This window comes from Pseudomonas sp. SZ40 (assembly GCF_052958135.1).
In genome coordinates this window covers 67,575-87,884 of sequence record NZ_JBQWIF010000015.1, presented here as the reverse complement: position 1 = coordinate 87,884, position 20,310 = coordinate 67,575, and the positions used below count along the sequence as shown (strand labels likewise).

At 64.8% G+C, this 20,310-nt stretch carries 21 protein-coding genes; 19 read left to right on the top strand and 2 right to left on the bottom strand.

The genetic code is table 11. The features are described 5' to 3' along the window. The first annotated feature begins 8 nt into the window (after positions 1-8). From ACT9T4_RS13945 to ACT9T4_RS13910, 8 genes are all read left to right on the top strand, one after another. Entirely contained in the window at positions 9-671 is a 663-nt protein-coding gene (locus ACT9T4_RS13945) for a riboflavin synthase (RefSeq protein WP_042553286.1), read from the top strand. A gap of 13 nt (positions 672-684) precedes the next feature. Continuing rightward, complete coding sequence (gene ribBA / locus ACT9T4_RS13940) at positions 685-1,773, top strand: bifunctional 3,4-dihydroxy-2-butanone-4-phosphate synthase/GTP cyclohydrolase II (RefSeq protein ID WP_042553285.1); 1,089 nt, start codon at positions 685-687, stop codon at positions 1,771-1,773. 100 nt (positions 1,774-1,873) lie between these two features. Beyond that, positions 1,874-2,350, top strand: a complete 477-nt coding sequence (gene ribH / locus ACT9T4_RS13935) for a 6,7-dimethyl-8-ribityllumazine synthase (RefSeq protein WP_042553284.1) — start codon at positions 1,874-1,876, stop codon at positions 2,348-2,350. Then, the gene (gene nusB / locus ACT9T4_RS13930; protein WP_042553283.1) at positions 2,347-2,829 is read left to right on the top strand and encodes a transcription antitermination factor NusB; all 483 of its coding nucleotides are present in this window, start codon (positions 2,347-2,349) and stop codon (positions 2,827-2,829) included. Before ribH ends, nusB begins: the two co-directional genes overlap by 4 nt. A gap of 5 nt (positions 2,830-2,834) precedes the next feature. After that, positions 2,835-3,800, top strand: a complete 966-nt coding sequence (gene thiL / locus ACT9T4_RS13925) for a thiamine-phosphate kinase (protein ID WP_499117544.1) — start codon at positions 2,835-2,837, stop codon at positions 3,798-3,800. Further along, on the top strand, positions 3,793-4,326 hold the full coding sequence (locus ACT9T4_RS13920; protein WP_042553282.1) for a phosphatidylglycerophosphatase A family protein: 534 nt from the start codon (positions 3,793-3,795) through the stop codon (positions 4,324-4,326). Before thiL ends, ACT9T4_RS13920 begins: the two co-directional genes overlap by 8 nt. A 13-nt stretch (positions 4,327-4,339) precedes the next feature. Beyond that, positions 4,340-5,065: a transporter substrate-binding domain-containing protein gene (locus tag ACT9T4_RS13915; protein ID WP_499117514.1), complete on the top strand. Its 726-nt coding sequence runs from the start codon at positions 4,340-4,342 to the stop codon at positions 5,063-5,065. A 13-nt stretch (positions 5,066-5,078) separates the two neighbouring features. Beyond that, positions 5,079-5,723 (top strand): retropepsin-like aspartic protease family protein, encoded by a 645-nt coding sequence (locus tag ACT9T4_RS13910; RefSeq protein WP_042553280.1) that lies wholly within the window; start codon positions 5,079-5,081, stop codon positions 5,721-5,723. A gap of 38 nt (positions 5,724-5,761) precedes the next feature. Here ACT9T4_RS13910 and ACT9T4_RS13905 read toward each other — a convergent pair whose 3' ends face one another. Further along, on the bottom strand, positions 5,762-7,036 hold the full coding sequence (locus tag ACT9T4_RS13905) for a cation:proton antiporter (RefSeq protein WP_042553279.1): 1,275 nt from the start codon (positions 7,034-7,036) through the stop codon (positions 5,762-5,764). Between the two features lie 306 nt (positions 7,037-7,342). Here ACT9T4_RS13905 and ACT9T4_RS13900 point away from each other — a divergent pair, with 306 nt between their 5' ends. From ACT9T4_RS13900 to ACT9T4_RS13855, 10 genes are all read left to right on the top strand, one after another. After that, on the top strand, positions 7,343-8,056 hold the full coding sequence (locus tag ACT9T4_RS13900; protein WP_042553278.1) for an ABC transporter permease: 714 nt from the start codon (positions 7,343-7,345) through the stop codon (positions 8,054-8,056). Positions 8,057-8,067: 11 nt separating this feature from the next. Further along, on the top strand, positions 8,068-8,958 hold the full coding sequence (locus ACT9T4_RS13895) for a glycine betaine ABC transporter substrate-binding protein (RefSeq protein ID WP_042553277.1): 891 nt from the start codon (positions 8,068-8,070) through the stop codon (positions 8,956-8,958). Position 8,959: 1 nt separating this feature from the next. Further along, positions 8,960-9,619, top strand: coding sequence for an ABC transporter permease (locus ACT9T4_RS13890; protein WP_042553276.1), 660 nt, complete (start codon positions 8,960-8,962; stop codon positions 9,617-9,619). Between the two features lie 10 nt (positions 9,620-9,629). After that, positions 9,630-10,784 carry an ABC transporter ATP-binding protein gene (locus ACT9T4_RS13885; RefSeq protein ID WP_042553275.1) on the top strand — a complete coding sequence of 385 codons (1,155 nt, stop codon included), beginning with the start codon at positions 9,630-9,632 and terminating at the stop codon, positions 10,782-10,784. 319 nt (positions 10,785-11,103) lie between these two features. Beyond that, on the top strand, positions 11,104-11,802 hold the full coding sequence (locus ACT9T4_RS13880) for a response regulator transcription factor (protein WP_042553274.1): 699 nt from the start codon (positions 11,104-11,106) through the stop codon (positions 11,800-11,802). Next, positions 11,799-13,139, top strand: coding sequence for a sensor histidine kinase (locus tag ACT9T4_RS13875; protein ID WP_179539142.1), 1,341 nt, complete (start codon positions 11,799-11,801; stop codon positions 13,137-13,139). Before ACT9T4_RS13880 ends, ACT9T4_RS13875 begins: the two co-directional genes overlap by 4 nt. A 90-nt stretch (positions 13,140-13,229) precedes the next feature. Continuing rightward, the gene (locus ACT9T4_RS13870) at positions 13,230-15,185 is read left to right on the top strand and encodes a TonB-dependent receptor domain-containing protein (RefSeq protein ID WP_499117509.1); all 1,956 of its coding nucleotides are present in this window, start codon (positions 13,230-13,232) and stop codon (positions 15,183-15,185) included. Then, on the top strand, positions 15,185-16,315 hold the full coding sequence (locus ACT9T4_RS13865; RefSeq protein ID WP_499117507.1) for an ABC transporter substrate-binding protein: 1,131 nt from the start codon (positions 15,185-15,187) through the stop codon (positions 16,313-16,315). The genes ACT9T4_RS13870 and ACT9T4_RS13865 overlap by 1 nt, the downstream gene beginning before the upstream one ends. Next, positions 16,312-17,361 (top strand): FecCD family ABC transporter permease, encoded by a 1,050-nt coding sequence (locus ACT9T4_RS13860; RefSeq protein ID WP_231570138.1) that lies wholly within the window; start codon positions 16,312-16,314, stop codon positions 17,359-17,361. Before ACT9T4_RS13865 ends, ACT9T4_RS13860 begins: the two co-directional genes overlap by 4 nt. Further along, positions 17,358-18,128, top strand: coding sequence for an ABC transporter ATP-binding protein (locus ACT9T4_RS13855; RefSeq protein WP_499117504.1), 771 nt, complete (start codon positions 17,358-17,360; stop codon positions 18,126-18,128). The genes ACT9T4_RS13860 and ACT9T4_RS13855 overlap by 4 nt, the downstream gene beginning before the upstream one ends. 23 nt (positions 18,129-18,151) lie before the next feature. Here ACT9T4_RS13855 and ACT9T4_RS13850 read toward each other — a convergent pair whose 3' ends face one another. Continuing rightward, positions 18,152-18,511, bottom strand: a complete 360-nt coding sequence (locus ACT9T4_RS13850) for a cupin domain-containing protein (protein WP_042553268.1) — start codon at positions 18,509-18,511, stop codon at positions 18,152-18,154. A 272-nt stretch (positions 18,512-18,783) separates the two neighbouring features. On the opposite strand from ACT9T4_RS13850, the gene ACT9T4_RS13845 reads away from it, so the two are divergent. Beyond that, the gene (locus ACT9T4_RS13845) at positions 18,784-20,277 is read left to right on the top strand and encodes an aldehyde dehydrogenase (protein WP_179539140.1); all 1,494 of its coding nucleotides are present in this window, start codon (positions 18,784-18,786) and stop codon (positions 20,275-20,277) included. The last annotated feature ends 33 nt before the right edge of the window (positions 20,278-20,310 follow it).

The window sequence follows — 20,310 nt, the reverse complement described above, 5'->3', positions numbered from 1 at the left end:
GAGCACTTATGTTCACCGGAATCATCGCGTCCATCGGCAGCATCGCCGCCATCACCCCCAAGGGCGGCGACGTGCGTGTCTACGTCAAGACCGCCAAACTCGATCTGGGCGATGTGGCCCTGGGCGACAGCATCGCCGTCAACGGCGTGTGCCTGACCGCCGTGGAGTTGCCGGGTGACGGCTTCTGGGCCGACGTCAGCCGGGAAACCCTGGCGCGTACCGCCTTCATCGACCTCAAGAGCGGCAGCCGGGTCAATCTGGAAAAGGCGCTGACGCCTACCACCCGCCTGGGTGGTCACCTGGTCAGCGGCCATGTCGATGGCGTCGGCGAGATCGTCTCCCGTGAGGAGAACGCCCGCGCCATCCAGTTCAGGGTGCGTGCCCCGCGTGAGCTGGCCAAGTACATCGCCCACAAGGGCTCGATCACCGTCGACGGTACCAGCCTCACGGTGAACGCCGTGGATGGCGCCGAGTTCGAGCTGACCATCGTGCCGCACACCCTGGCCGAGACCATCATGGCTGACTACCGCCCCGGGCGTCGGGTGAATCTGGAGGTCGACCTGCTGGCCCGTTACCTGGAGCGCCTGCTGCTCGGTGACAAGGCGGCAGAGCCCAGCAGCGCAGGGCTCACCGAAGGTTTTCTCGCCGAACACGGCTACCTGAAGAATTAAGGACACCGCCACCATGGCACTCAACAGTATCGAAGAGCTGGTCGAAGACATTCGCGCCGGCAAGATGGTCATCCTCATGGATGACGAAGACCGTGAGAACGAAGGCGACCTGATCATCGCCTCGGAATGCGTGACCGCCGAGCACATCAACTTCATGGCGCGCTTCGCCCGCGGCCTGATCTGCATGCCGATGACCCGCGAGCGCTGCGAAACCCTCAAGCTGCCCCTCATGGCACCGCGCAACGGCTCGGGGTTCGGCACCAAGTTCACCGTTTCCATCGAAGCCGCCGAGGGCGTCACCACCGGTATCTCCGCCGCTGACCGCGCTCGCACCGTGCAGGCTGCGGCGGCGAAGAACGCGGTTGCCGAAGACATCGTCAGCCCCGGCCACATCTTTCCGTTGATGGCCCAGCCCGGCGGCACCCTGGCCCGCGCCGGGCATACCGAAGCGGCCTGCGACCTGGCTCGGATGGGCGGCTACGAGCCGAGCGGAGTGATCTGCGAGATCATGAACGACGACGGCACCATGGCCCGTCGCCCGGAGCTGGAAGTGTTCGCCGAGCAGCACGGCATCAAGATCGGCACCATCGCCGACCTGATCCACTACCGGCTGATCCACGAACGTACCGTGACCCGCATCGCCGAGCAGCCGCTGGACAGTGAAGTGGGCCAGTTCAATCTGGTGACCTTCCGGGATTCGGTGGAAGGCGACGTGCACATGGCCCTGACCCTGGGCACCATCTGTCCGGAAGAGCCAACCCTGGTACGCGTGCACAACATGGACCCGATGCGCGACCTGCTGATGGTGCGTCAACCCGGTCGCTGGAGCCTGCGTGCGGCAATGACCGAAGTGGCCAACGCCGGCAGTGGCGTGGTACTGCTGCTGGGCCATTCGCTGGATGGCGACGAGGTGCTGGCACATATTCGCGAGGCGGATGGTGCTGCCAGCAAGGCACCGAGCACCTACAGTACGGTCGGTGCCGGTTCGCAGATCCTGCGCGACCTCGGTGTGCGCAAGATGCGCCTGATGAGTGCGCCGATGAAGTTCAATGCGATATCCGGTTTCGATCTGGAAGTTGTAGAATACCTGCCCCCGAAATAACGGGTGACCGTCACGGTGAGCTACGGTTAGCTCACCGACACTATTTTCAGGGCCTGCCACGGCATGCCCTGGCTCTTTAAAGACAGCTCGAGAACTCGCTATGACACTGAAGACCATCGAAGGTACTTTCATCGCTCCCGAGGGCCGCTTCGCCCTGGTGGTCGGCCGCTTCAACAGCTTCGTGGTCGAAAGCCTGGTCAGCGGCGCCGTCGACGCCCTGGTACGCCATGGCATCAGCGAAAGCGACATCACCATCATCCGTGCTCCTGGCGCGTTCGAAATTCCGCTGGTTGCCCAGAAAGTCGCCCAGCGCGGCGAGTACAGCGCGATCATCGCCCTTGGCGCAGTGATCCGTGGCGGCACGCCGCACTTCGAATACGTGGCAGGCGAATGCACCAAGGGCCTGGCCCAGGTATCCATGGAATTCGGCGTACCGGTCGCTTTCGGCGTGCTGACCGTCGACTCCATCGAGCAGGCCATCGAGCGCTCCGGCACCAAGGCTGGCAACAAGGGTGCCGAAGCTGCCCTGTCCGCCCTGGAAATGGTCAGCCTGCTGGCGCAGTTGGAGGCCAAGTGAGCCAGAACGACAACAAGCCGGTCAAAAAGGGCCCAAGCGCCAAGGTACTGGCTCGCCGTCAGGCGCGTACGCTGGCCATGCAGGCGCTGTACTCCTGGCATATCGCCGGGCAGGCGCTCAACGAGATCGAGGCCCAGTTCCGTGTCGACAACGACTTCAGCGCGGTCGACGGGGCTTACTTCCACGAGATCCTGCACGGCGTGCCGCGTCAGAAGACCGAGATCGACAGTTCCTTCGAGCCCTTGCTCGATCGTCCGCTGGAAGAGATCGATCCGGTCGAGCTGTCCATCCTGCGTCTGTCCACCTACGAGCTGCGCAACCGCATCGACGTGCCGTACCGCGTGGTGATCAACGAAGGCATCGAGCTGGCCAAGGTGTTCGGCGCCACCGACGGGCACAAGTTCGTCAACGGCGTGCTGGACAAGCTGGCGCCGAAGCTGCGTGCCGACGAAGTCCGCGATTTCAACAGCAAGCGCTGAGTGTGTTGGGCGAGTTCGAGCTGATCCGTCATTACTTCGCTGCTGCCGCCTGCGCGCAGGCGGCAGATGGTGTGGTGCTGGGGATCGGCGACGACTGCGCCCTGCTGGAAGTGCCCGTCGATGAACAACTGGCGGTCTCCACCGACACCCTGGTTGCCGGTGTGCACTTTCCCGCCGATGCGGCGGGCCTGTTACTCGGCCAGCGTGCCCTGGCCGTTTCGGTCAGTGACCTGGCCGCCATGGGGGCGACACCTCTTGCCTTCACCCTGGCCCTGACGCTCCCCGACGTTGCCCCTGACTGGCTGGCCGATTTCACCGCCGGGCTGGAAAGCATGGCGCGCCATTGCGGCGTGCACCTGATCGGTGGCGATACCACCCGTGGGCCGTTGAGCCTGACCCTGACCGTATTCGGCCGTGTGCCCAAGGGCCTGGCGCTGACCCGTGCCGGGGCGCGCGCAGGCGATCTGCTGTGTGTCGGCGGTTCGCTTGGTGACGCCGCAGGTGCCTTGCCCTTCGTTCTCGGCGAGCAGCCGCTGCGCGAGGAAGCCAACGCGTTGCTGGCCCACTACTGGTCGCCGTCACCGCAGTTGGCACTGGGGCAGGCGTTGCGCGGGCTGGCCACGGCGGCGCTGGACATCTCCGATGGCCTGCTCGCCGACTGCGGGCATATCGCCCGGGCATCCGGCGTGGCACTGATCGTCGAACAGCAACGCCTGCCTCTGTCAGCAGCCCTGCGAGCCTGTGCGGGCGACGAAACGGCACGCCAGCTGGCGCTTGCCGGTGGCGATGACTACGTGCTTGCCTTTACTCTGCCTGCCGAGAAGCTGGACGGGCTGCGCGCCATGGGGCAGCCTGTGCACGTGATCGGTCGCGTCGAGGCCGGACAGGGCGTACACCTGCAGGACGCCGAAGGCCGAGCCATCCAGCCGCTGCAGCGTGGCTACCAACATTTCGGATCGCAACGTGACTGATCATCCCAAGCAAGTCCCCGCCGAATTCGTGCCGCCCTCCGTGTGGCGCAACCCCTGGCATTTCATCGCCTTTGGTTTCGGCTCCGGCACGTTGCCCAAAGCGCCAGGCACCTGGGGCTCGATGGTTGCAGTGCCGTTCATCCCGCTGTGGCAGATGTTGCCAGACTGGGGCTACTGGCTGATGCTGGGCGTCACCATGCTGTTCGGTGTCTGGCTGTGCGGCAAAGTGGCCGAGGATCTGCGCGTACACGACCATGAGGGTATCGTCTGGGACGAGATGGTCGGCATGTGGATCACCCTGTGGCTGGTGCCGGAAGGGTGGGGCTGGGTGTTGGTGGGTTTTCTGGTATTTCGCTTCTTCGATATTCTCAAGCCGTGGCCGATCCGCTGGATCGACCGGCACGTGCACGGTGGCTTCGGCATCATGCTCGACGATGTGTTGGCCGGTGTGTTCGCCTGGCTGGCCATGCAGGTCCTGGTGTGGGGCTGGAGCAACGGCCTGGCGGCCAACCTGGGCTTCGCCTAATCCTGGAGGTGCGATGATTCGCGGTTTCTGGCTGGCTCTGCTGTTATCGCTCGGCGCCTGCGTTCAGGCGAGCGACGACGTGCCCGCGAACATTCGCATGGCCAGCGATGTCTGGGTGGATCGAATCAATGCCGACGGTACGGGCCTGTCCTGGGACATCCTGCGCCTGTTATTCGAGCCCGCCGGGGTCAAGCTGGACATGCAGATCGTGCCCTACACCCGATCCGTCGGCCTGGTGAAGCGTGGTGAGGCGGATGCCTGGGTGGCGTCTTATCAGAACGAGGTCAGCGGTGGCGTGGTGTACCCCACCTGGCACTACGATTCGGACCTGATCAGCGCCCTGAGCCTGGCCAGCAAGCCGCTGCCGGACCAGAAGACGCTCTCCGCTTCGCGCCTGGTATGGATGCGCGGTTACGAGTACCAGCGCTACATCCCCGGTCTCACCCATTACAACGAATTGCTGCGCCGTGGCGGCATCCTGCCGATGCTCGATTACGACCATGCCGACTACTACATCGATGCCCAACCGGAGGTTCAGGAAGTGCTCGCGGGCGCTGCCGACACCTCCAGGTACCGGGTCACCGATCTGATACGCCTGCCCCTGTACATCGGCTTCGCCGATACGCCGCGTGGGCGGGCATTGGCGAAACTGTACGACCAGCGTATGGCCCAACTCGTCGAGCAGGACGCGCTGCGTCCGGTCTTCGAGCGCTGGGGCCAGCACTACCCCTTCGATTAGCAGAGAGGCAGGGATGCGTCGATTGATCTTTGGCATGGCCGGCCTGCTGGCTGCTCAACTGAGTCTGGCTGCGCCGCAGGTACAGGTTGTAGGCCTGTTTCCGGGGGCTGCGGTGATTTCCGTCGATGGCCAGCGCAAGCTGGTGCGTGTCGGCCAGAGTGGCCCGGGTGGCGTGCAGGTGGTGAGTGCCGACAGCCGCAGCGCCGTGTTGCGAGTCGACGGCGTGGAGCGCAGTTACAGCCTCAGCCGCGAGTACAACGTCAGCGGTTTCGTCGAACCGCAGAAACAGACCTTGAGCATCGCCCGCAGCAATGGTGGTCATTACTGGGCCGAGGGCGCGATCAATGGCCGCGCGCAGCAGTTTCTGGTCGATACCGGCGCCACTTCGGTGGCGCTCAACGAGAATCAGGCCCGCCGCCTTGGCATCGACTACCGTACCCGGGGGCAGCCGACCCAGGTCAGCACCGCCAGCGGTACTGCCCGTGGCTGGCGCGTGACGCTGGACAAGGTCAGCGTCGGTGCGCTGCAGGTGCTGGGTGTCGAGGCGGTTGTTCTGGAAGGCGCCTCGCCGGCCGAAGCGCTGCTCGGCATGAGCTTTCTCAATCGGATCGGCTGGCGGGTGGAGAACAACCTGCTGGTGCTCGAGTCCCGTCTTTGAGTCACGGCTGGCGATAGCGTCATCGCCAGCGCGCCCGGTCAGTGGCGGTCGTCGACAGCCGCTTGCGGCATGTCGCGGTACAAGCGGCTGACCAGCGGACCGATGGACAACCCCTGCAGCAGGATCGAGGTGAGCACGACGATGTAGGTCAGGCTCAGCAGCAGATCACGCTCCTCGCCGAGTGGCAGCGACAGTGCCAGGGCCACCGACACGCCACCGCGCAAGCCGCCCCAGGTGAGGATGCGGATCGCACCGTGGGACACCTGGCGGCGCCCGCCCGCGCTGCGGCGCATGATCAGAATGGCCGGCGCCACGGTCAGCAGGCGGGCCACCAGTACCGCGCCGCCAAGCACGAACGCCGCGATGATGTGCAGCCAGGAGAACGGCAGGAGCAGCAGCTCCAGGCCGATCAGGGCGAACAGCAGGGCATTGAGGATTTCGTCGATCAGTTCCCAGAAACCGTCCACGTAACGCCGCGACTCATCCGACATCGCATGCTTGCGGCCCATGTTGCCGATGATCAGACCGGCCACCACCATGGCGATCGGTCCGGAAACGTGCAGGCGCGAAGCCAGTGCCGCACCGCCGAATACCAGCGCCAGGGTCAGCATCACTTCTACCTGATACTGGTCGATGCTGCGCAGCATCAGCAGCACGCCATAGCCCAGCGCAGCGCCGAACAGCAGCCCGCCAACCGCTTCATGGATGAACAGCCAGCTCACCGTGCCCAGCGTTGGCGTACTGCCCAGTTGCAGGATGCCGAGCAGGATGGTGAACACCACCACCGCCGTGCCGTCGTTGAACAGCGACTCACCGACGATGGTGGTCGCCAGCGGCTTCGGTGCACCCGACGACTTGAGAATGCCCATCACCGCGATCGGGTCGGTAGGCGAGATCAGCGCGCCGAACAGCAGGCAGTAGATGAAATCCACGTGCCAGCCGAACAGGGCGAAGATGTAGTAGGCCAGGGTACCGATCACGCTGGTGGCGATCAGCACGCCGACGGTGGCCAGCAGGCCGATGGGCCACTTGTAGCTGCGCAGGTCGCTGAGGTCCACGTGCAGCGCTCCGGCGAACAGCAGTGCCGGCAGGAACCAGGTCATGAGGATGTCGGAGAAATCGATGCGGCGAATGATTTCCTGCGCTTCGAGCTCGATCAGCGGGTAGCCGAGCTGGCTCAGGCCCTGGGCGATCAGCGAGAAGATCAGCGCGGTGGCCATCACGCCAATGGTCGGTGGCAGGCGTATGAAACGGTAGTTGACGTAGGTGAGCAGGGTGGTGAGGACGATGAAAGCGGCTACGAGGTCGAGCACAGGGTCTCCTTTGAGGGCTGGTGTTCGCCATCCCGGCGAACACCCTGGAGGCCCGATGATACCTGCGTTGTAACCGGATGTGTGGTGCTGCTGGCCTTTTGGTACATGGCAGAACGATGGCAAGAAGGTTGAACCGGAGCCGTTCGTGAGGGTCGAGTAACCATGGGCCGGAAGGCTGCGAGGCGCATTTGCAGAGGCATGCAGAACGTCTGGCGAGCGATGTTCCCTTCCGGTGTTTGACGGCTGACGCGCAACGCGTCCGGCCAGCTCGACGGGCTGTTGCCCGTCGCTGATTGGAGTCGAAACATGTTGAAAAGCTTGGGCAAGGTGCTGCTGGGCGCTGCGGCGCTGGTTGCGGTACTGGCCTTGCTGATCCACTGGATCACCCCCGCAGTGCTCGCTTCGCACCGCGAAGACCTCATCTTCTACCTGCAGGCGCATCTGTATCTGGTGTTCCTGTCGATGTTCGCAGCGTTGGCGGTGGGAATCCCCGCGGGCATCCTGCTCAGTCGACCGGGGCGCGAGCACAGTGCCGAGCGCATCATGCAGGTGTTCAACGTGGGCAACACCGTGCCGCCGCTGGCGGTGCTGGCGATTGCCCTGTCCATCGTCGGTATCGGCAATGGCCCGGCGGTGCTCGCCCTGTTTCTCGCCTCACTGCTGCCCATCGTGCGTAACACCTATGAAGGTCTGCGCAACGTGCCGGGTTCGCTGAAGGAAGCGGCCACCGGTATCGGCATGACACCCGGCCAGGTGCTCTGGCAGGTCGAGTTGCCCAACGCCGTACCGATCATCGTTGGCGGCGTGCGCGTCGCGCTGGCGCTGAACGTTGGCACTGCACCGCTGGTTTTTCTGATCGGCGCCAACAGCCTCGGCAGTCTGATCTTTCCGGCCATCGCTCTGGAAGATCAGCCATTGCTGATTCTGGGCGCGGCAGCCACAGCCCTGCTGGCACTGCTGCTCGACGGCCTGGTGGCCGCGGTCAGCCGTTTCTGGTTCGAGCGAGGCCTGGCCCGCTAATGGAGACCTTGATGAAGTCATTTGTTCTTGGCCTCGGCATGCTGCTGGCCGCTACCAGCCAGGCGGCGGAAATTCGCATCGGCGCCAAGGTATTTACCGAGCAGGCGATCCTCTCGGAACTCACCGCGCAGTACCTGCAGCCCCACGGCTATCAGTCGCGCATCGTCGGCAATCTGGGCAGCACCATTGCCTGGAATGCCATGAAGAATGGCCAGCTTGATCTGACCTGGGAATACACCGGCACCTCGCTGGTGGCCTACAACAAGGTGACCGAGCGCCTCGACAAGGACGCGGCCTACGCGCGGGTCAAGGAGCTGGATGCCAAGACCGGCGCGATCTGGCTGGCGCCGACCCGCTTCAACAACACCTATGCCCTGGCGCTGCCGGAAAAGGTCGCCGAGGAACACCCGGATATCAAGAGCATCAGCGACCTGGCGGAGGCTCTGCAGCAGCCGGGCAAGGGCAATCGTCTTCTGGCGCTGGATATCGAATTCGCCAACCGCTCCGATGGTCTCGACGGGCTGGTCAAGGAATACGGTCTGAGCTTCACCCGCAACGAGATCCGCCAGATGGACCCCGGCCTTGTCTATACCGCGCTGCGCAACGGCCAGGTGTTCGTCGGCCTGGTGTACACCACCGATGGCCGTCTGGACTCCTTTGGCCTGCGCCTGCTCGAGGACGACAAGGGCTACTTCCCTGATTACACCGCAGCCCCTGTGGTGAATGCCGACTACCTGAAGGAGCACCCTGATCTGGAAGCCCTGCTCAAACCCCTGGCCGAGCGCCTGGACGACGCCACCATGCGTCGCCTCAACGCCCGCGTCGACGTCGAGCGCGAGACGCCCGCTGCGGTGGCCGCCGACTTCCTTCGTGAACAGAAATTGATCGAGGGGGATCGTTGATATGGATTTCATGACCGCTTTTCAACATATCGACTGGGCACAGGTCGTCAGCCTGACCGGTGAACACATCGCCCTGGTCGGCATCGCCGTCGGCCTGGCGATCGTCATCGGCGTGCCGCTGGGCATTCTGATGACCCGCTTCCCGTGGATTGCCGGACCGCTGCAGGGCGCCGCCACGGTCGTGCTGACGCTGCCGGCCATCGCGCTGTTCGGCCTGCTGTTGCCGTTCTACTCGCAGTTCGGCCAGGGCCTCGGGCCCCTGCCGGCCGTCACCGCCGTGTTCCTCTATTCACTGCTGCCGATCCTGCGCAACACCTACCTGGCATTGAGCAGCGTCGAGCCGGGCATCCGCGAGGCGGGTAAGGGCATTGGCATGAGTTTCTGGCAGCGCCTGCGCATGGTCGAGCTGCCGATCGCCGTGCCGGTCATTCTGGCTGGCGTGCGCACTGCCGTGGTGATGAACATCGGCGTGATGACCATCGCCGCCACTATCGGCGCCGGCGGCCTTGGCGTGCTGATTCTCACGGCCATCAGTCGCAGCGACATGGCCACCCTTCTCGTCGGCGCGGTGCTGGTGAGCCTGCTCGCCATCGTCGCCGACCTGTTTTTGCAGTGGCTGCAGAAAACGCTCACTCCCCGTGGCCTGAAAGCCGCCCACTGAGGACTCGAACATGATTCAACTCGATAAGCTGACCAAGAAATTCCACCAGAAAGGCAAGGACGTCGTAGCCGTCAACGAAGTCAGTCTGACCGTCGACGAAGGGCAGATCTGCGTGTTCCTCGGCCCGTCCGGCTGCGGCAAGAGCACCACCCTGAAGATGATCAACCGGCTGATCGAACCGACCTCCGGGCGGGTGCTGATCAACGGCGAGGACACCACCGGCATCGACGAGGTGACCCTGCGCCGCAACATCGGCTATGTGATCCAGCAGATCGGTCTGTTCCCCAACATGACCATCGAGGAAAACATCACCGTGGTGCCCAAGCTGCTCGGCTGGGACAAGAAGCGCTGCCACGAGCGGGCGGTCGAGCTGATGAGCATGGTGCAACTGGAGCCCAAACAATACCTGTCGCGCTATCCCCGTGAGCTGTCCGGCGGCCAGCAACAGCGTATCGGCGTTATTCGCGCCCTGGCAGCCGATGCGCCGGTGCTGCTGATGGATGAACCCTTCGGCGCGGTCGACCCGGTCAACCGCGACGCCATCCAGAACGAGTTCTTCCAGATGCAGCGGGCGCTCAACAAGACCGTGATCATGGTCAGCCACGACATCGACGAAGCCATCAAGCTGGGCGACAAGATCGCCATCTTCAAGGACGGCACGCTGCTCCAGTTCGACCACCCTGACACCCTGCTGGCGCACCCCGCAGACGACTTCGTCAGTGGCTTCGTCGGCCAGGACAGCACCCTCAAGCGTCTGCTGCTGATCCGCGCCGAAGACGCTGCCGACGATGCCCCGTCGGTGTTGCCGGAAACCTCGGTAGCCGATGCCGTGGAATTGATGGAGGAGCACGACCGCCGTCACCTGGTGGTGACCGATGGGCAGAAAAAGGGCCTGGGCTACATCCGCCGCCGCGACCTGCGCGGGCAGGGCGGTTCGGTGCAGCCATTCCTGCAGCCGTTCAACGCCACCGCCTCCCACGACGAACACCTGCGCATCCTGCTGTCGCGCATGTACGAGTTCAATCGCTCCTGGCTGCCGGTACTCAGCGCCGACAACGACTTCCTCGGCGAAGTCACCCAGGAATCCATCGCCGACTACCTCAGCTCCGGGCGCTCGCGTGGCAAGAGCAGCATCGTCTCGCCGGCGGAGCAGGTGGCGGTCTAAGGAGGGCTGGGGCTCTCCGGCCACTCAACGCCATCGTTTCGTGGATTGCAGTGTCCCGTAGGAGCCCGCTTGCGGGCGATCCCTGCAGCCGACAGAGATATCGGCTGCAGGGCAGCCACTTCATCGCCCGCAAGCGGGCTCCTACCCGATCGCCATAAGCCCCATCTTGTAGAGACAGGCTGCGAGCGCCGCAGCCTGACCTCCATCTCTGCGCCTAGCCGGGCTCGGTGACGGCCATTACCATGCCGCCGCAACTCGCGTAATCTATCTGAGAATTATTATCTTTGATGGGTGCCGCTCCCGGCCCCTGGGAGGGGCCATGCCGGCCAGCCTGGCACGCATTCTGATCATCGAGGACGACCGAACCCTGTGCGCCCAGCTTGGCGAGCTGTTGCGCGGCCAGGGCTATGCCACCAGCTCGAGTCACTTGGGCGAAGCGGGGCTCGGCATGGCGATCAGCGATGCGCCGGATCTGGTGCTGCTGGACGTGCTGCTGCCGGATCTCAATGGCTTTTCCGTTCTGCGCCGCCTGCGTGAGCAACAGCAGACGCCAGTGATCATGCTGACCGCCTGTGGCGCCGAGGAGGAGCGCATTCGCGGCCTGCGCCACGGTGCCGATGACTACCTGCCCAAGCCATTCAACATCACCGAACTGCAACTGCGCATCGATGCCGTGTTGCGGCGTACCCGGGTGACCGACAGCGTGCGCCCGGTAGACGTGCAGCAACTGCAGGCCAACGAGTTGCGCCTCGAGCGTCACGCTCAGCGGGTCACGGTCAACGAGCGCGAGGTCAGCCTCACGCCGATCCAGTTTCGTGTGCTCTGGCACCTGGTCAGTCACCGTGGCGAAGCGCTCAGCAAGCCCTACCTGTATCGCACGGTGCTGGAACGCGACTACAGCAGCTACGACCGTAGCCTGGACATGCACATCAGCCGCATACGCCGGTTGCTGGGAGAGGCGGGCCTAGCGACGGATCGCCTGCAGACCCTGCATGGCCGGGGTTACGTATTCCAATGAACCGGCGCCTGTTCTGGAAGCTGTGCATCGTCATCGCCGTAGGCAGCGTCGGGCTGTTCTGGATCATCGCCCGGGTCGCCTGGCAGACCGAAGAGCGCATGAGTTTCATCGACGCCGAGCACCAGCGCACCCTTCGTCATTACGGCGAGCAGGCCGAGTCGCTGTATCGTGGTGGCGATCACCAGGCGCTTGAGCGCTGGCTCAATACGTTGCAGCAGCAGGAGCGGACCTGGGCCGCCGTGGTACGAGCCGAGGTGCGCCCGCTGGCCGGCGAGCTGTCGGAACGCTTTCAGGAAGGTTTCGGCCTGGGCCGCGATGTCAGTTGGAAGATCCACCTGTACTTCGCGGAAAACCCGATCATGGATATTCCCTTCAGTGATCGCAGCGCCAGTTTTCTGATCCAGCTGCCCCAGCGCATGCGCCCCGGCCTCAACTGGCACTACGCCAAACTGCTGCTGCAACTGGTGGTGCCGCTGGTGCTGCTGCTGATCGTCTGCCTGGTGCTGTACCGCCATTTGATGCAGCCGCTACGGCGGCTCGAACAGGCCACGCGGCAGTTCAGCGATGGCCGCTACGACGTACGGGTGCGCTCGCTGCTCGGCTCGCGCAACGACGAGCTGGCCAGTCTGGCGGATACCTTCGACGCCATGGCCGAACGCACTGGGCAACTGATCATCGACCAGCGCCAGCGTCTGGCGGACATGTCTCACGAATTGCGCACGCCGCTGACCCGCATCGAAATGGCGGTCAGCCTGGCCGAGCAGGGCGCCGACAGTCGCGTGCTGCTCGAACGCATCCGTGACGATTGCAACGGCATGCGCCAACTGGTCGAGGATGCCCTGACCCTCAGTTGGCTGGAAAACGAGCGTCCGCAGTTGCGTGACGAAACCCTCGACCTCACCGAACTGCTCGACAGCATTCTCGATGATGCCCGCTTCGAGTACCCGGATCGCCAGTTGCTGGCGCAACTGCCGGAAGAGGCGGTGCTGGCCGGCAGCAGCCATCGTGCGTTGGGCCAGGCCATCGAGAACGTGGTGCGCAATGCCCTCGACCACACGCCGCCAGGTGGGGTGGTCGAGGTCGACCTGCAGGCCGATGAACAGGCCTGGCAGTTGCAGATTCGTGATCAGGGCCCGGGCGTCGACGAACAGTGGCTGGAGCGGATCTTCCAGCCGTTCTTCCGGGTGGGCGGCGAGCGTGCCGGCTACGGCCTGGGCTTGGCACTGGCGCAGCGGCAGGTTCGCGCTACCGGCGGCAGCATCCGGGCGAGCAATCGTGAGGGCGGTGGGCTGCAGCTGACCATCTGCCTGCCGCAGCAGGCAAGCGGGCAGTCGTAACAGTTGTAAAAGTTGTACGTGCCCTCGGCTGGATTCGATAAGAATTTGCGAATACGAAATATTTGCATCTTTCTTGGGGAGGGATCAGTCATGCACCGTTGTCCGTATCGTCTGTCACTGCTGGGCGCCATGGTCGCTGGCAGCTTCATGGGCCAGGTTCAGGCGCAGAGCGCTGCTTCCTCGCTCGAGCTGGCGCCCAGTTCGGTGACGGCGGTGGCCAGCGAGCGCGCTGAAACCGTCGAGGCCGAGCAGATCCAGCGTCTGCAGGCCAACGATCTGCAGGACGTGTTCGAGAGCAACCCGCAAGTCACCGTCGGCGGCGGTGCAGGGATCGCCCAGAAACTCTACCTGCGCGGCTTCGAAGACACCCAGCTGAACATCACCATCGACGGTGCCAGCCAGGCTGGGCAGACCTTCCACCACACTGGGCGTATCGGCATCGAGCCCGAGTTGCTCAAGCGCGTCGAGGTACAGGCCGGAACCGGCGACGCCACCGCGGGCCCTGGAGCCCTGGGCGGGGCCATCCGGTTCGTGACCAAGGACCCGGACGATCTGCTGCGCGAGGGCGAGTCCTTCGGTGCATTGGTCAAGGGCGGTTACTTCAGCAATGCCGAGGGCTACAAGAGCAGCACCAGCCTGTATGGCCGCTTCAACGAGAACTGGTCGGCGCTGGCAGTGGCCAGCTATCAGGATCAGAACGATTACGAGGACGGCAACAACGACGACGTACTGGGCACCGGGGCGCGGCAAAAGCTCGGCTTCACCAAGCTGGTGGGCAAGCTCAGCGAATCCCAGACCCTGCGCCTGAGCTACGAGCAGCGCACCGACGACGGCGAGCGCAGCCAGCGCCCGCAGTGGATTCCCAGCGGCTTCAACCGCCTGTATCCGATGCGCAGCGAGCGGGAAACCTGGACGCTCAATTACGCTTTCAAACCGCTGGACAACGACCTTGTCGATGTCGAGCTGACCACCTTCCACAATGAGGTGGAGCTGCAGCAGGACGGGCGTTTCGGCCTGTACTTCGGTGGCACGCGCAGCAGCGGTTTCGACCTGCGCAACACCAGCCACCTGGGGCGTCATACGCTCACCTACGGCGTCGATTATCGCGACGACCGCGGCACCCTCGGCCCAGAAGGCAATCGTGAAGAGAGCAGCGAAGACGGCAGCATCCTCGGCCTCTACGTGCAAGACAGCCTGCAACTGACCGAGCGCCTGCAGATCGGCGCCGGCCTGCGCTACGACCGTTACAAACTCGATGATCGTGACGACCAGCGCTTCCGTGAAGACGGCGTCAGCCCCAACCTCAGCGCCCGCTATGCGCTGACGCCCGAGCTGACCCTGCTCGCGGGGCATACCCGTGCCCTGCGCGGGCCGCAGGTGCGTGATGCCTTCAAGATGGACTCCTCGCGCAACGACCCTAACACCAAGGCCGAGCGTGCTCGCACCAGCGAGGTCGGTTTCGAGTACCGTCTGGCCCGTTGGGAGCTGTCCGGCAAGCTCTACGAGACGCGCATCGAGGACGCCGTCGCCGACCCCATCGGCGCGCCCAACGTTTACGGCAACATCGGTGACCTGAAGAGCGAAGGCGTGCTGCTGCAGACCGCCTACCACTGGCAGCGCGTGAGTGCCGGCCTGAGCTATCACCACAACAACGCCCGGCTCGATGGGCGCCGCCTGAACGTCTACGAACACAACGGTCAGGGCACCAGCCTCGGCGATACCTGGACGACCTTCGCCGACTACCGTGCCACCGATGACCTGACGGTTGGCTGGCAGGGCCGTTTCGTGGAAAGCATCGACTCGGTGCATACCGGGCAGGGCACGGTGAGCAAGCCCGGTTACGGCGTGCATGACCTGTACGCCGAATGGCTGCCGCTGGCGGCCGACCGCCTGACCTTGACCCTGACCCTGAAGAACCTGTTCGACAAGCAGTACCTGGATCACGCCAGCAACGAGGACTTCACCCACATTCCCGGCTTCGAGGGGGTGCGGGGTTCCTACGAACCAGGCCGCGAGCTGCGCCTCGGCGTGGCGCTGCGTATCTGATGGCGTGGTCGACGCGTACGCCCGGTGTGATGCCGGGCATCTTGCTCGTCTGGCTGGCGCTGCAGTCCGGCCTGGCTGCCGCTGGGCAGGTGCTCACCGATATCGCCGGGCGGCAGGTCGAGGTACCCAGGCAGGTGCAGCGCATCGTTCTCGGCGAAGGGCGCCTGTTGCCGGTGCTGGGGATTCTCGAGGGCCAGCAGGTGCTCGACCGCCTGGTGGGCATGCCGGCGGATCTGGCGCTGATCGACCCCGGCACCGAGCGGCAGTACCGCGACGCCTTTCCGGCGTTGCAGCAGGTGCCACGTATCGGACAGGGCTCGGCCGATACTTTCAGCCTGGAGCAGGTGCTGAGCCTGGCGCCGGACCTGGCGATCTTCAGCCTGTCCGGTCACGGTCCCGGCAGCCATCAGCAGCGTCTGACCGAGCAGCTGCAGCGCGCTGGTATCGCCGTGCTGTTCGTCGATTTCCGCGAGCAGCCGCTGATCAATACGCCACGCAGCATTCGCGTGCTCGGCCAAGCCCTGGGGCGCGAGGCGCGTGCCGAGGCATTCGTCGCTGCCCACGCCAGGGCACTTGCCGCTGTCAGCGATGCGTTGCCCGGCCCGCCCGGCCCTCAGGTATTTCTGCATAGCCGGGCCGGGCTGGGCGATGGCTGCTGCGAGAGCATGGCGCGCGGCATGCTCGCCGGCCTGCTGGAAGCGGCGGGTGGCCGTAGCCTGGCAACGGACTATCTGCCGGGGCATGCCGGTGTGTTGAGCCTGGAACTGTTGCTCAGCCAGCCGGTGGATCATTACGTGGCCAGTGCCGTGGGCTCGGCGAACAGCCTGGCCGAGGGTGCGCCTTACATTGCCCTGGGGCCTGGCGTGCAAGCCGAGCCGGCCCGCCAGTCGTTGCAGCGCTTGGTCAGCACGGGCGGTATCCGCCACCTGGCGGCGATCCGCAATGGGCAGACCCATGCCATCTGGCACGGTTTCTACAACAGCCCGTTCAATGTGGTGGCGGTGCAGGTATTCGCCCGCTGGCTGTACCCCGACGTTTTCGCCGATCTCGACCCCCAGGCCACGCTCGCGCAGTTGTATGGCGAGTTTCAGCCGGTGCCGCTGCAGGGCACCTACTGGATCAGCCTGTGAGCGCGAGCGAACTGCGCCGAGGTTATCGGCGATTGGCCTGGCGCCGGGTGATCTGCCTGGGGATTCTGACCCTGCTGCTCGGCGCGTCCTTCGTCAGCGACCTGGCCACCGGCCCGGCGGGCCTCGGCTGGTGGCAGGTGCTGCAGGGACTGCTGCAGCCGCAAAGCCTGGCGCCTGCGCAGTGGGTGATCATTCACGAAGTGCGCGTACCGTACGCGCTGATGGCGCTGGTGGTCGGCGCGAGCCTCGGGCTGGCCGGTGCGGAAATGCAGACCGCCTTGAACAACTCCCTGGCCAGCCCCTTCACCTTGGGTGTTGGCGCCGCCGCGACACTGGGCGCATCGCTGGTCATCGTGTTCAGCCCGTCGCTTGGCAGCCTGGGCCAGCAGGTGCTGCTGCCGCTGGCGGCGTTCGTCTGCGCCTTGCTCGCCTGCCTGCTGTTGCTGCTGATGGCGCGCTTGCTCGGCCCGGCGCTGCACACCCTGGTGCTGTTCGGAATCGCCCTGCTGTTCGGGCTCAATGCGCTGGTCGGCATGTTGCAGTTTCTGGCCAGCGCCGACGCCTTGCAGCAGATCGTCTTCTGGACCCTGGGCAGCCTGGCCCGTGCCGACCTGCAGCGGGTCGCACTGGTCGCCGGGGTACTGTCGCTGTGCCTTTTTTGGGCCATGAGTCAGGCCTGGGCGATGACCACCTTGCGTGCGGGGGAGGAGCAGGCACGCAGCCTGGGCATTCGTGTCGAGCGCCTGCGCGCGCTGGCGCTGTTGCGGGTCAGCCTGCTGACCGGCGTGGCGACGGCGTTCGTTGGTGAGGTGGGCTTCGTCGGCCTGGTCGGCCCCCATGTGGCGCGCCTGCTGCTGGGCGAGGATCACCGCTTCTTCCTGCCCGGCAGCGCCCTGGCTGGCGCCTTGCTGCTGTCGCTGGCATCGCTGGCCAGCCGCGCCTTGCTGCCCGGCGTCATCTTGCCGGTCGGCCTGGTGACCGCAGTGGTCGGCGTGCCGCTGTTCGTGGCGTTGATCCTGGCCCGTGGGCGGAGTGTGAGTGGATGAGCCTGCTGATTCGCGATCTGCGCCTGGCCCACGGCAAGCGGCTGGTGCTGGAGAACCTGAGCCTTGAGCCTATCGAGCCCGGCGCCATGGTGGCCGTGCTGGGGCCCAACGGGGTGGGCAAGTCGACGCTGATCCGCGCGTTGGCGGGCATGCACACGGCGACGGGGGAGGCGCTACTGGGCGATCAGCCGCTGCTCGGCATTGCGCCCTGGCGACAGCGCGCGCGGGTCGGCTACCTGCCGCAACACCTGCCACAGGCGACTTCCCTGCTGGCGTATGAGCTGCTGCAGGGCGCTTGCCGGGCACGCGGCGGCGCAGCAGGGGGTGCCGACGTTCGCATCGCCGCCGTGCTGTCACGGCTGGGTATCGAGGGGCTGGCGTTGCGCCGGCTCAGTGAGTTGTCCGGTGGGCAGCGCCAACTGGTCGGCCTGGCCCAGGTGCTGGTCAGCGAGCCACGCCTGCTATTGCTCGACGAGCCGACCAGCGCCTTGGATCTGCGCTGGCAGCTACGGGTGTTGCAGGTGGTGCGCGAGCTCACCCAGGAGCGAGGCTGTATCGCCCTGGTCGCCTGTCACGATCTCAACCTGGCGCTGCGCCATTGCGATCGCCTGCTCTTGCTGGCGCCCGGCGGCCACTATCGGCTGGGCACGGCGGATCAGGTGCTGGATGCCGACTGGCTACGGCTGGCCTATGGCGTCGAGGCGCGTATCGAGCGCTGTTCCGCCGGTTGGCCGCTGGTGCTGGCGGATCGAGCGGTGACCCTTTAAATCGCCGCTCTTCCCTATGATGTTCAGGCCTGCTCGAAGATCACGTAGACCTTGCGGCACGGCTCGAGCACTTCCCAGGTGCCGACGAAGCCGGCCGGGATCACGAAGCGGTCGCCGACACGCACGGTCTTGGCGTTGCCTTCGCCGTCGCGCAGCACGGAAACCCCCTGAAGGATTTCGCAGTATTCGTGCTCGGTGTAGCTCACCGTCCACTGGCCGATGTCGCCCTCCCAGACGCCGGCATTGAACTGGCCGCAGGGACTGGCGTAGTGGTTGCGTACCTGCTGCAGCGGGTCGCCCTTGAGGATTTTTTCAGGGGCTGGGCGGTACTCTTCGGCGCTGCTGCCGCCTTGGGCGAAATCGACAATCTGCTGGATATTCATATTCGCTTCCGTGGTCAATCCGAGAACGTGCAGCGATCATCCCATGCCCATCGACGGCTTGGGACGGCAGGGCGTTACAGGCTGTTGAAAGCACCTGCGTTTTTCAACGGACCCTAACGATTCGCTCGAGTCTATGTTTAATAAATTGAACGCAGCAAGGGCATTTCCCGACAAAGTGTCAAGAATATTGAAAATCCTGCGGACGCTGGTTTAGTGTGGTTCGCAGTTTCCGAGGCGCCAGGCGCCTTCACCTACTAGAAGAGGATGATCAGATGAGCCGTTTGACTCGTGCCGACTGGGAACAGCGTGCCAAGGATCTGAAGATCGAGACCCGTGCCTTCGTGCAGGGTGAATACCAGGCCGCCCAGAGCGGCGAAACCTTCGATTGCATCAGCCCGGTCGATGGTCGGGTGCTGGGCCAGGTTGCCAGTTGCGACCTGGCCGACGCGGAGCTGGCGGTCAAGTCGGCGCGCGCAGCCTTCGACTCGGGCGCCTGGTCGCGCCTCGCGCCGGCCAAGCGCAAGGCCAAGATGATCCGTTTCTCGGAGCTGTTGCTGGCCAACGCCGAGGAGCTGGCGCTGCTGGAAACCCTCGACATGGGCAAGCCGATCAGCGATTCGCTGAGCATCGACATTCCGGCGGCTGCCAATGCCATCCGCTGGAGCGCCGAGGCCATCGACAAGGTCTACGACGAAGTCGCGCCGACGCCCCACGACCAGCTCGGCCTGGTCACCCGCGAGCCGGTTGGGGTGGTGGCGGCCATCGTGCCGTGGAATTTCCCGCTGACGATGGCTTCCTGGAAGCTCGGCCCGGCGCTGGCTACCGGTAACTCGGTGATCCTCAAACCGTCCGAGAAATCGCCGCTGACCGCCATTCGCGTCGCCGCCCTGGCCGTGGAGGCCGGTATTCCGGCTGGTGTTTTCAACGTCCTGCCGGGTCATGGCCATACCGTGGGCAAGGCCCTGGCCCTGCACATGGACGTCGATACCATCGTGTTCACCGGCTCCACCAAGATCGCCAAGCAACTGATGATCTATGCCGGCGAATCGAACATGAAGCGCGTATGGCTGGAGGCGGGTGGCAAGAGCCCGAACATCGTCTTCGCCGATGCGCCGGATCTGCAGGCCGCGGCCGAGTCCGCGGCCAGCGCCATCGCCTTCAACCAGGGCGAAGTGTGCACCGCGGGCTCGCGCCTGCTGGTGGAAAACTCCATCAAGGAGCGTTTCCTGCCCATGGTGGTCGAGGCCCTGAAAGGCTGGAAGGCTGGCAACCCGCTGGATCCGGAAACCAACGTCGGTGCTCTGGTCGATACCCAGCAGATGAACACCGTGCTCGGCTACATCGAGGCCGGTCACAAGGACGGCGCCACGCTGCTGCTCGGTGGCAAGCGCACCCTGCAGGAGAGCGGCGGCACCTATGTCGAGCCGACCATCTTCGACGGCGTGACCAATGCGATGACCATCGCCCGCGAGGAGATCTTCGGGCCGGTGCTCTCGGTGATCGGTTTCGACAGCGCCGAGCAGGCCGTGCAGATCGCCAATGACACCGTTTACGGCCTGGCCGCAGCCGTGTGGACGGCGGATATCTCCAAGGCCCACCTGACCGCTCGTGCGCTGCGTGCTGGCAGCGTGTGGGTCAACCAGTACGATGGCGGCGACATGACCGCACCGTTCGGTGGCTTCAAGCAGTCGGGCAACGGCCGTGACAAGTCGCTGCACGCCTTCGACAAGTACACCGAACTGAAAGCCACCTGGATCAAACTCTGATCCTGCACGGTTAAGCTCGCCAGCGGGCGGGCT

Excerpts from the sequence above, each read along its gene's own strand:
- ACT9T4_RS13885 (WP_042553275.1), top strand. The coding sequence starts at position 9,630 with ATGATTCAACTCGATAAGCTGACCAAGAAATTCCACCAGAAAGGCAAG.
- ACT9T4_RS13895 (WP_042553277.1), top strand. The coding sequence starts at position 8,068 with ATGAAGTCATTTGTTCTTGGCCTCGGCATGCTGCTGGCCGCTACCAGC.
- ACT9T4_RS13915 (WP_499117514.1), top strand. The coding sequence starts at position 4,340 with ATGATTCGCGGTTTCTGGCTGGCTCTGCTGTTATCGCTCGGCGCCTGC.
- ACT9T4_RS13865 (WP_499117507.1), top strand. The coding sequence starts at position 15,185 with ATGGCGTGGTCGACGCGTACGCCCGGTGTGATGCCGGGCATCTTGCTC.
- ACT9T4_RS13945 (WP_042553286.1), top strand. The coding sequence starts at position 9 with ATGTTCACCGGAATCATCGCGTCCATCGGCAGCATCGCCGCCATCACC.
- ribBA (WP_042553285.1), top strand. The coding sequence starts at position 685 with ATGGCACTCAACAGTATCGAAGAGCTGGTCGAAGACATTCGCGCCGGC.
- ACT9T4_RS13880 (WP_042553274.1), top strand. The coding sequence starts at position 11,104 with ATGCCGGCCAGCCTGGCACGCATTCTGATCATCGAGGACGACCGAACC.
- ACT9T4_RS13845 (WP_179539140.1), top strand. The coding sequence starts at position 18,784 with ATGAGCCGTTTGACTCGTGCCGACTGGGAACAGCGTGCCAAGGATCTG.
- ACT9T4_RS13900 (WP_042553278.1), top strand. The coding sequence starts at position 7,343 with ATGTTGAAAAGCTTGGGCAAGGTGCTGCTGGGCGCTGCGGCGCTGGTT.
- ACT9T4_RS13890 (WP_042553276.1), top strand. The coding sequence starts at position 8,960 with ATGGATTTCATGACCGCTTTTCAACATATCGACTGGGCACAGGTCGTC.
- ribH (WP_042553284.1), top strand. The coding sequence starts at position 1,874 with ATGACACTGAAGACCATCGAAGGTACTTTCATCGCTCCCGAGGGCCGC.
- ACT9T4_RS13910 (WP_042553280.1), top strand. The coding sequence starts at position 5,079 with ATGCGTCGATTGATCTTTGGCATGGCCGGCCTGCTGGCTGCTCAACTG.
- ACT9T4_RS13850 (WP_042553268.1), bottom strand. The coding sequence starts at position 18,511 with ATGAATATCCAGCAGATTGTCGATTTCGCCCAAGGCGGCAGCAGCGCC.
- ACT9T4_RS13875 (WP_179539142.1), top strand. The coding sequence starts at position 11,799 with ATGAACCGGCGCCTGTTCTGGAAGCTGTGCATCGTCATCGCCGTAGGC.
- ACT9T4_RS13855 (WP_499117504.1), top strand. The coding sequence starts at position 17,358 with ATGAGCCTGCTGATTCGCGATCTGCGCCTGGCCCACGGCAAGCGGCTG.
- ACT9T4_RS13870 (WP_499117509.1), top strand. The coding sequence starts at position 13,230 with ATGCACCGTTGTCCGTATCGTCTGTCACTGCTGGGCGCCATGGTCGCT.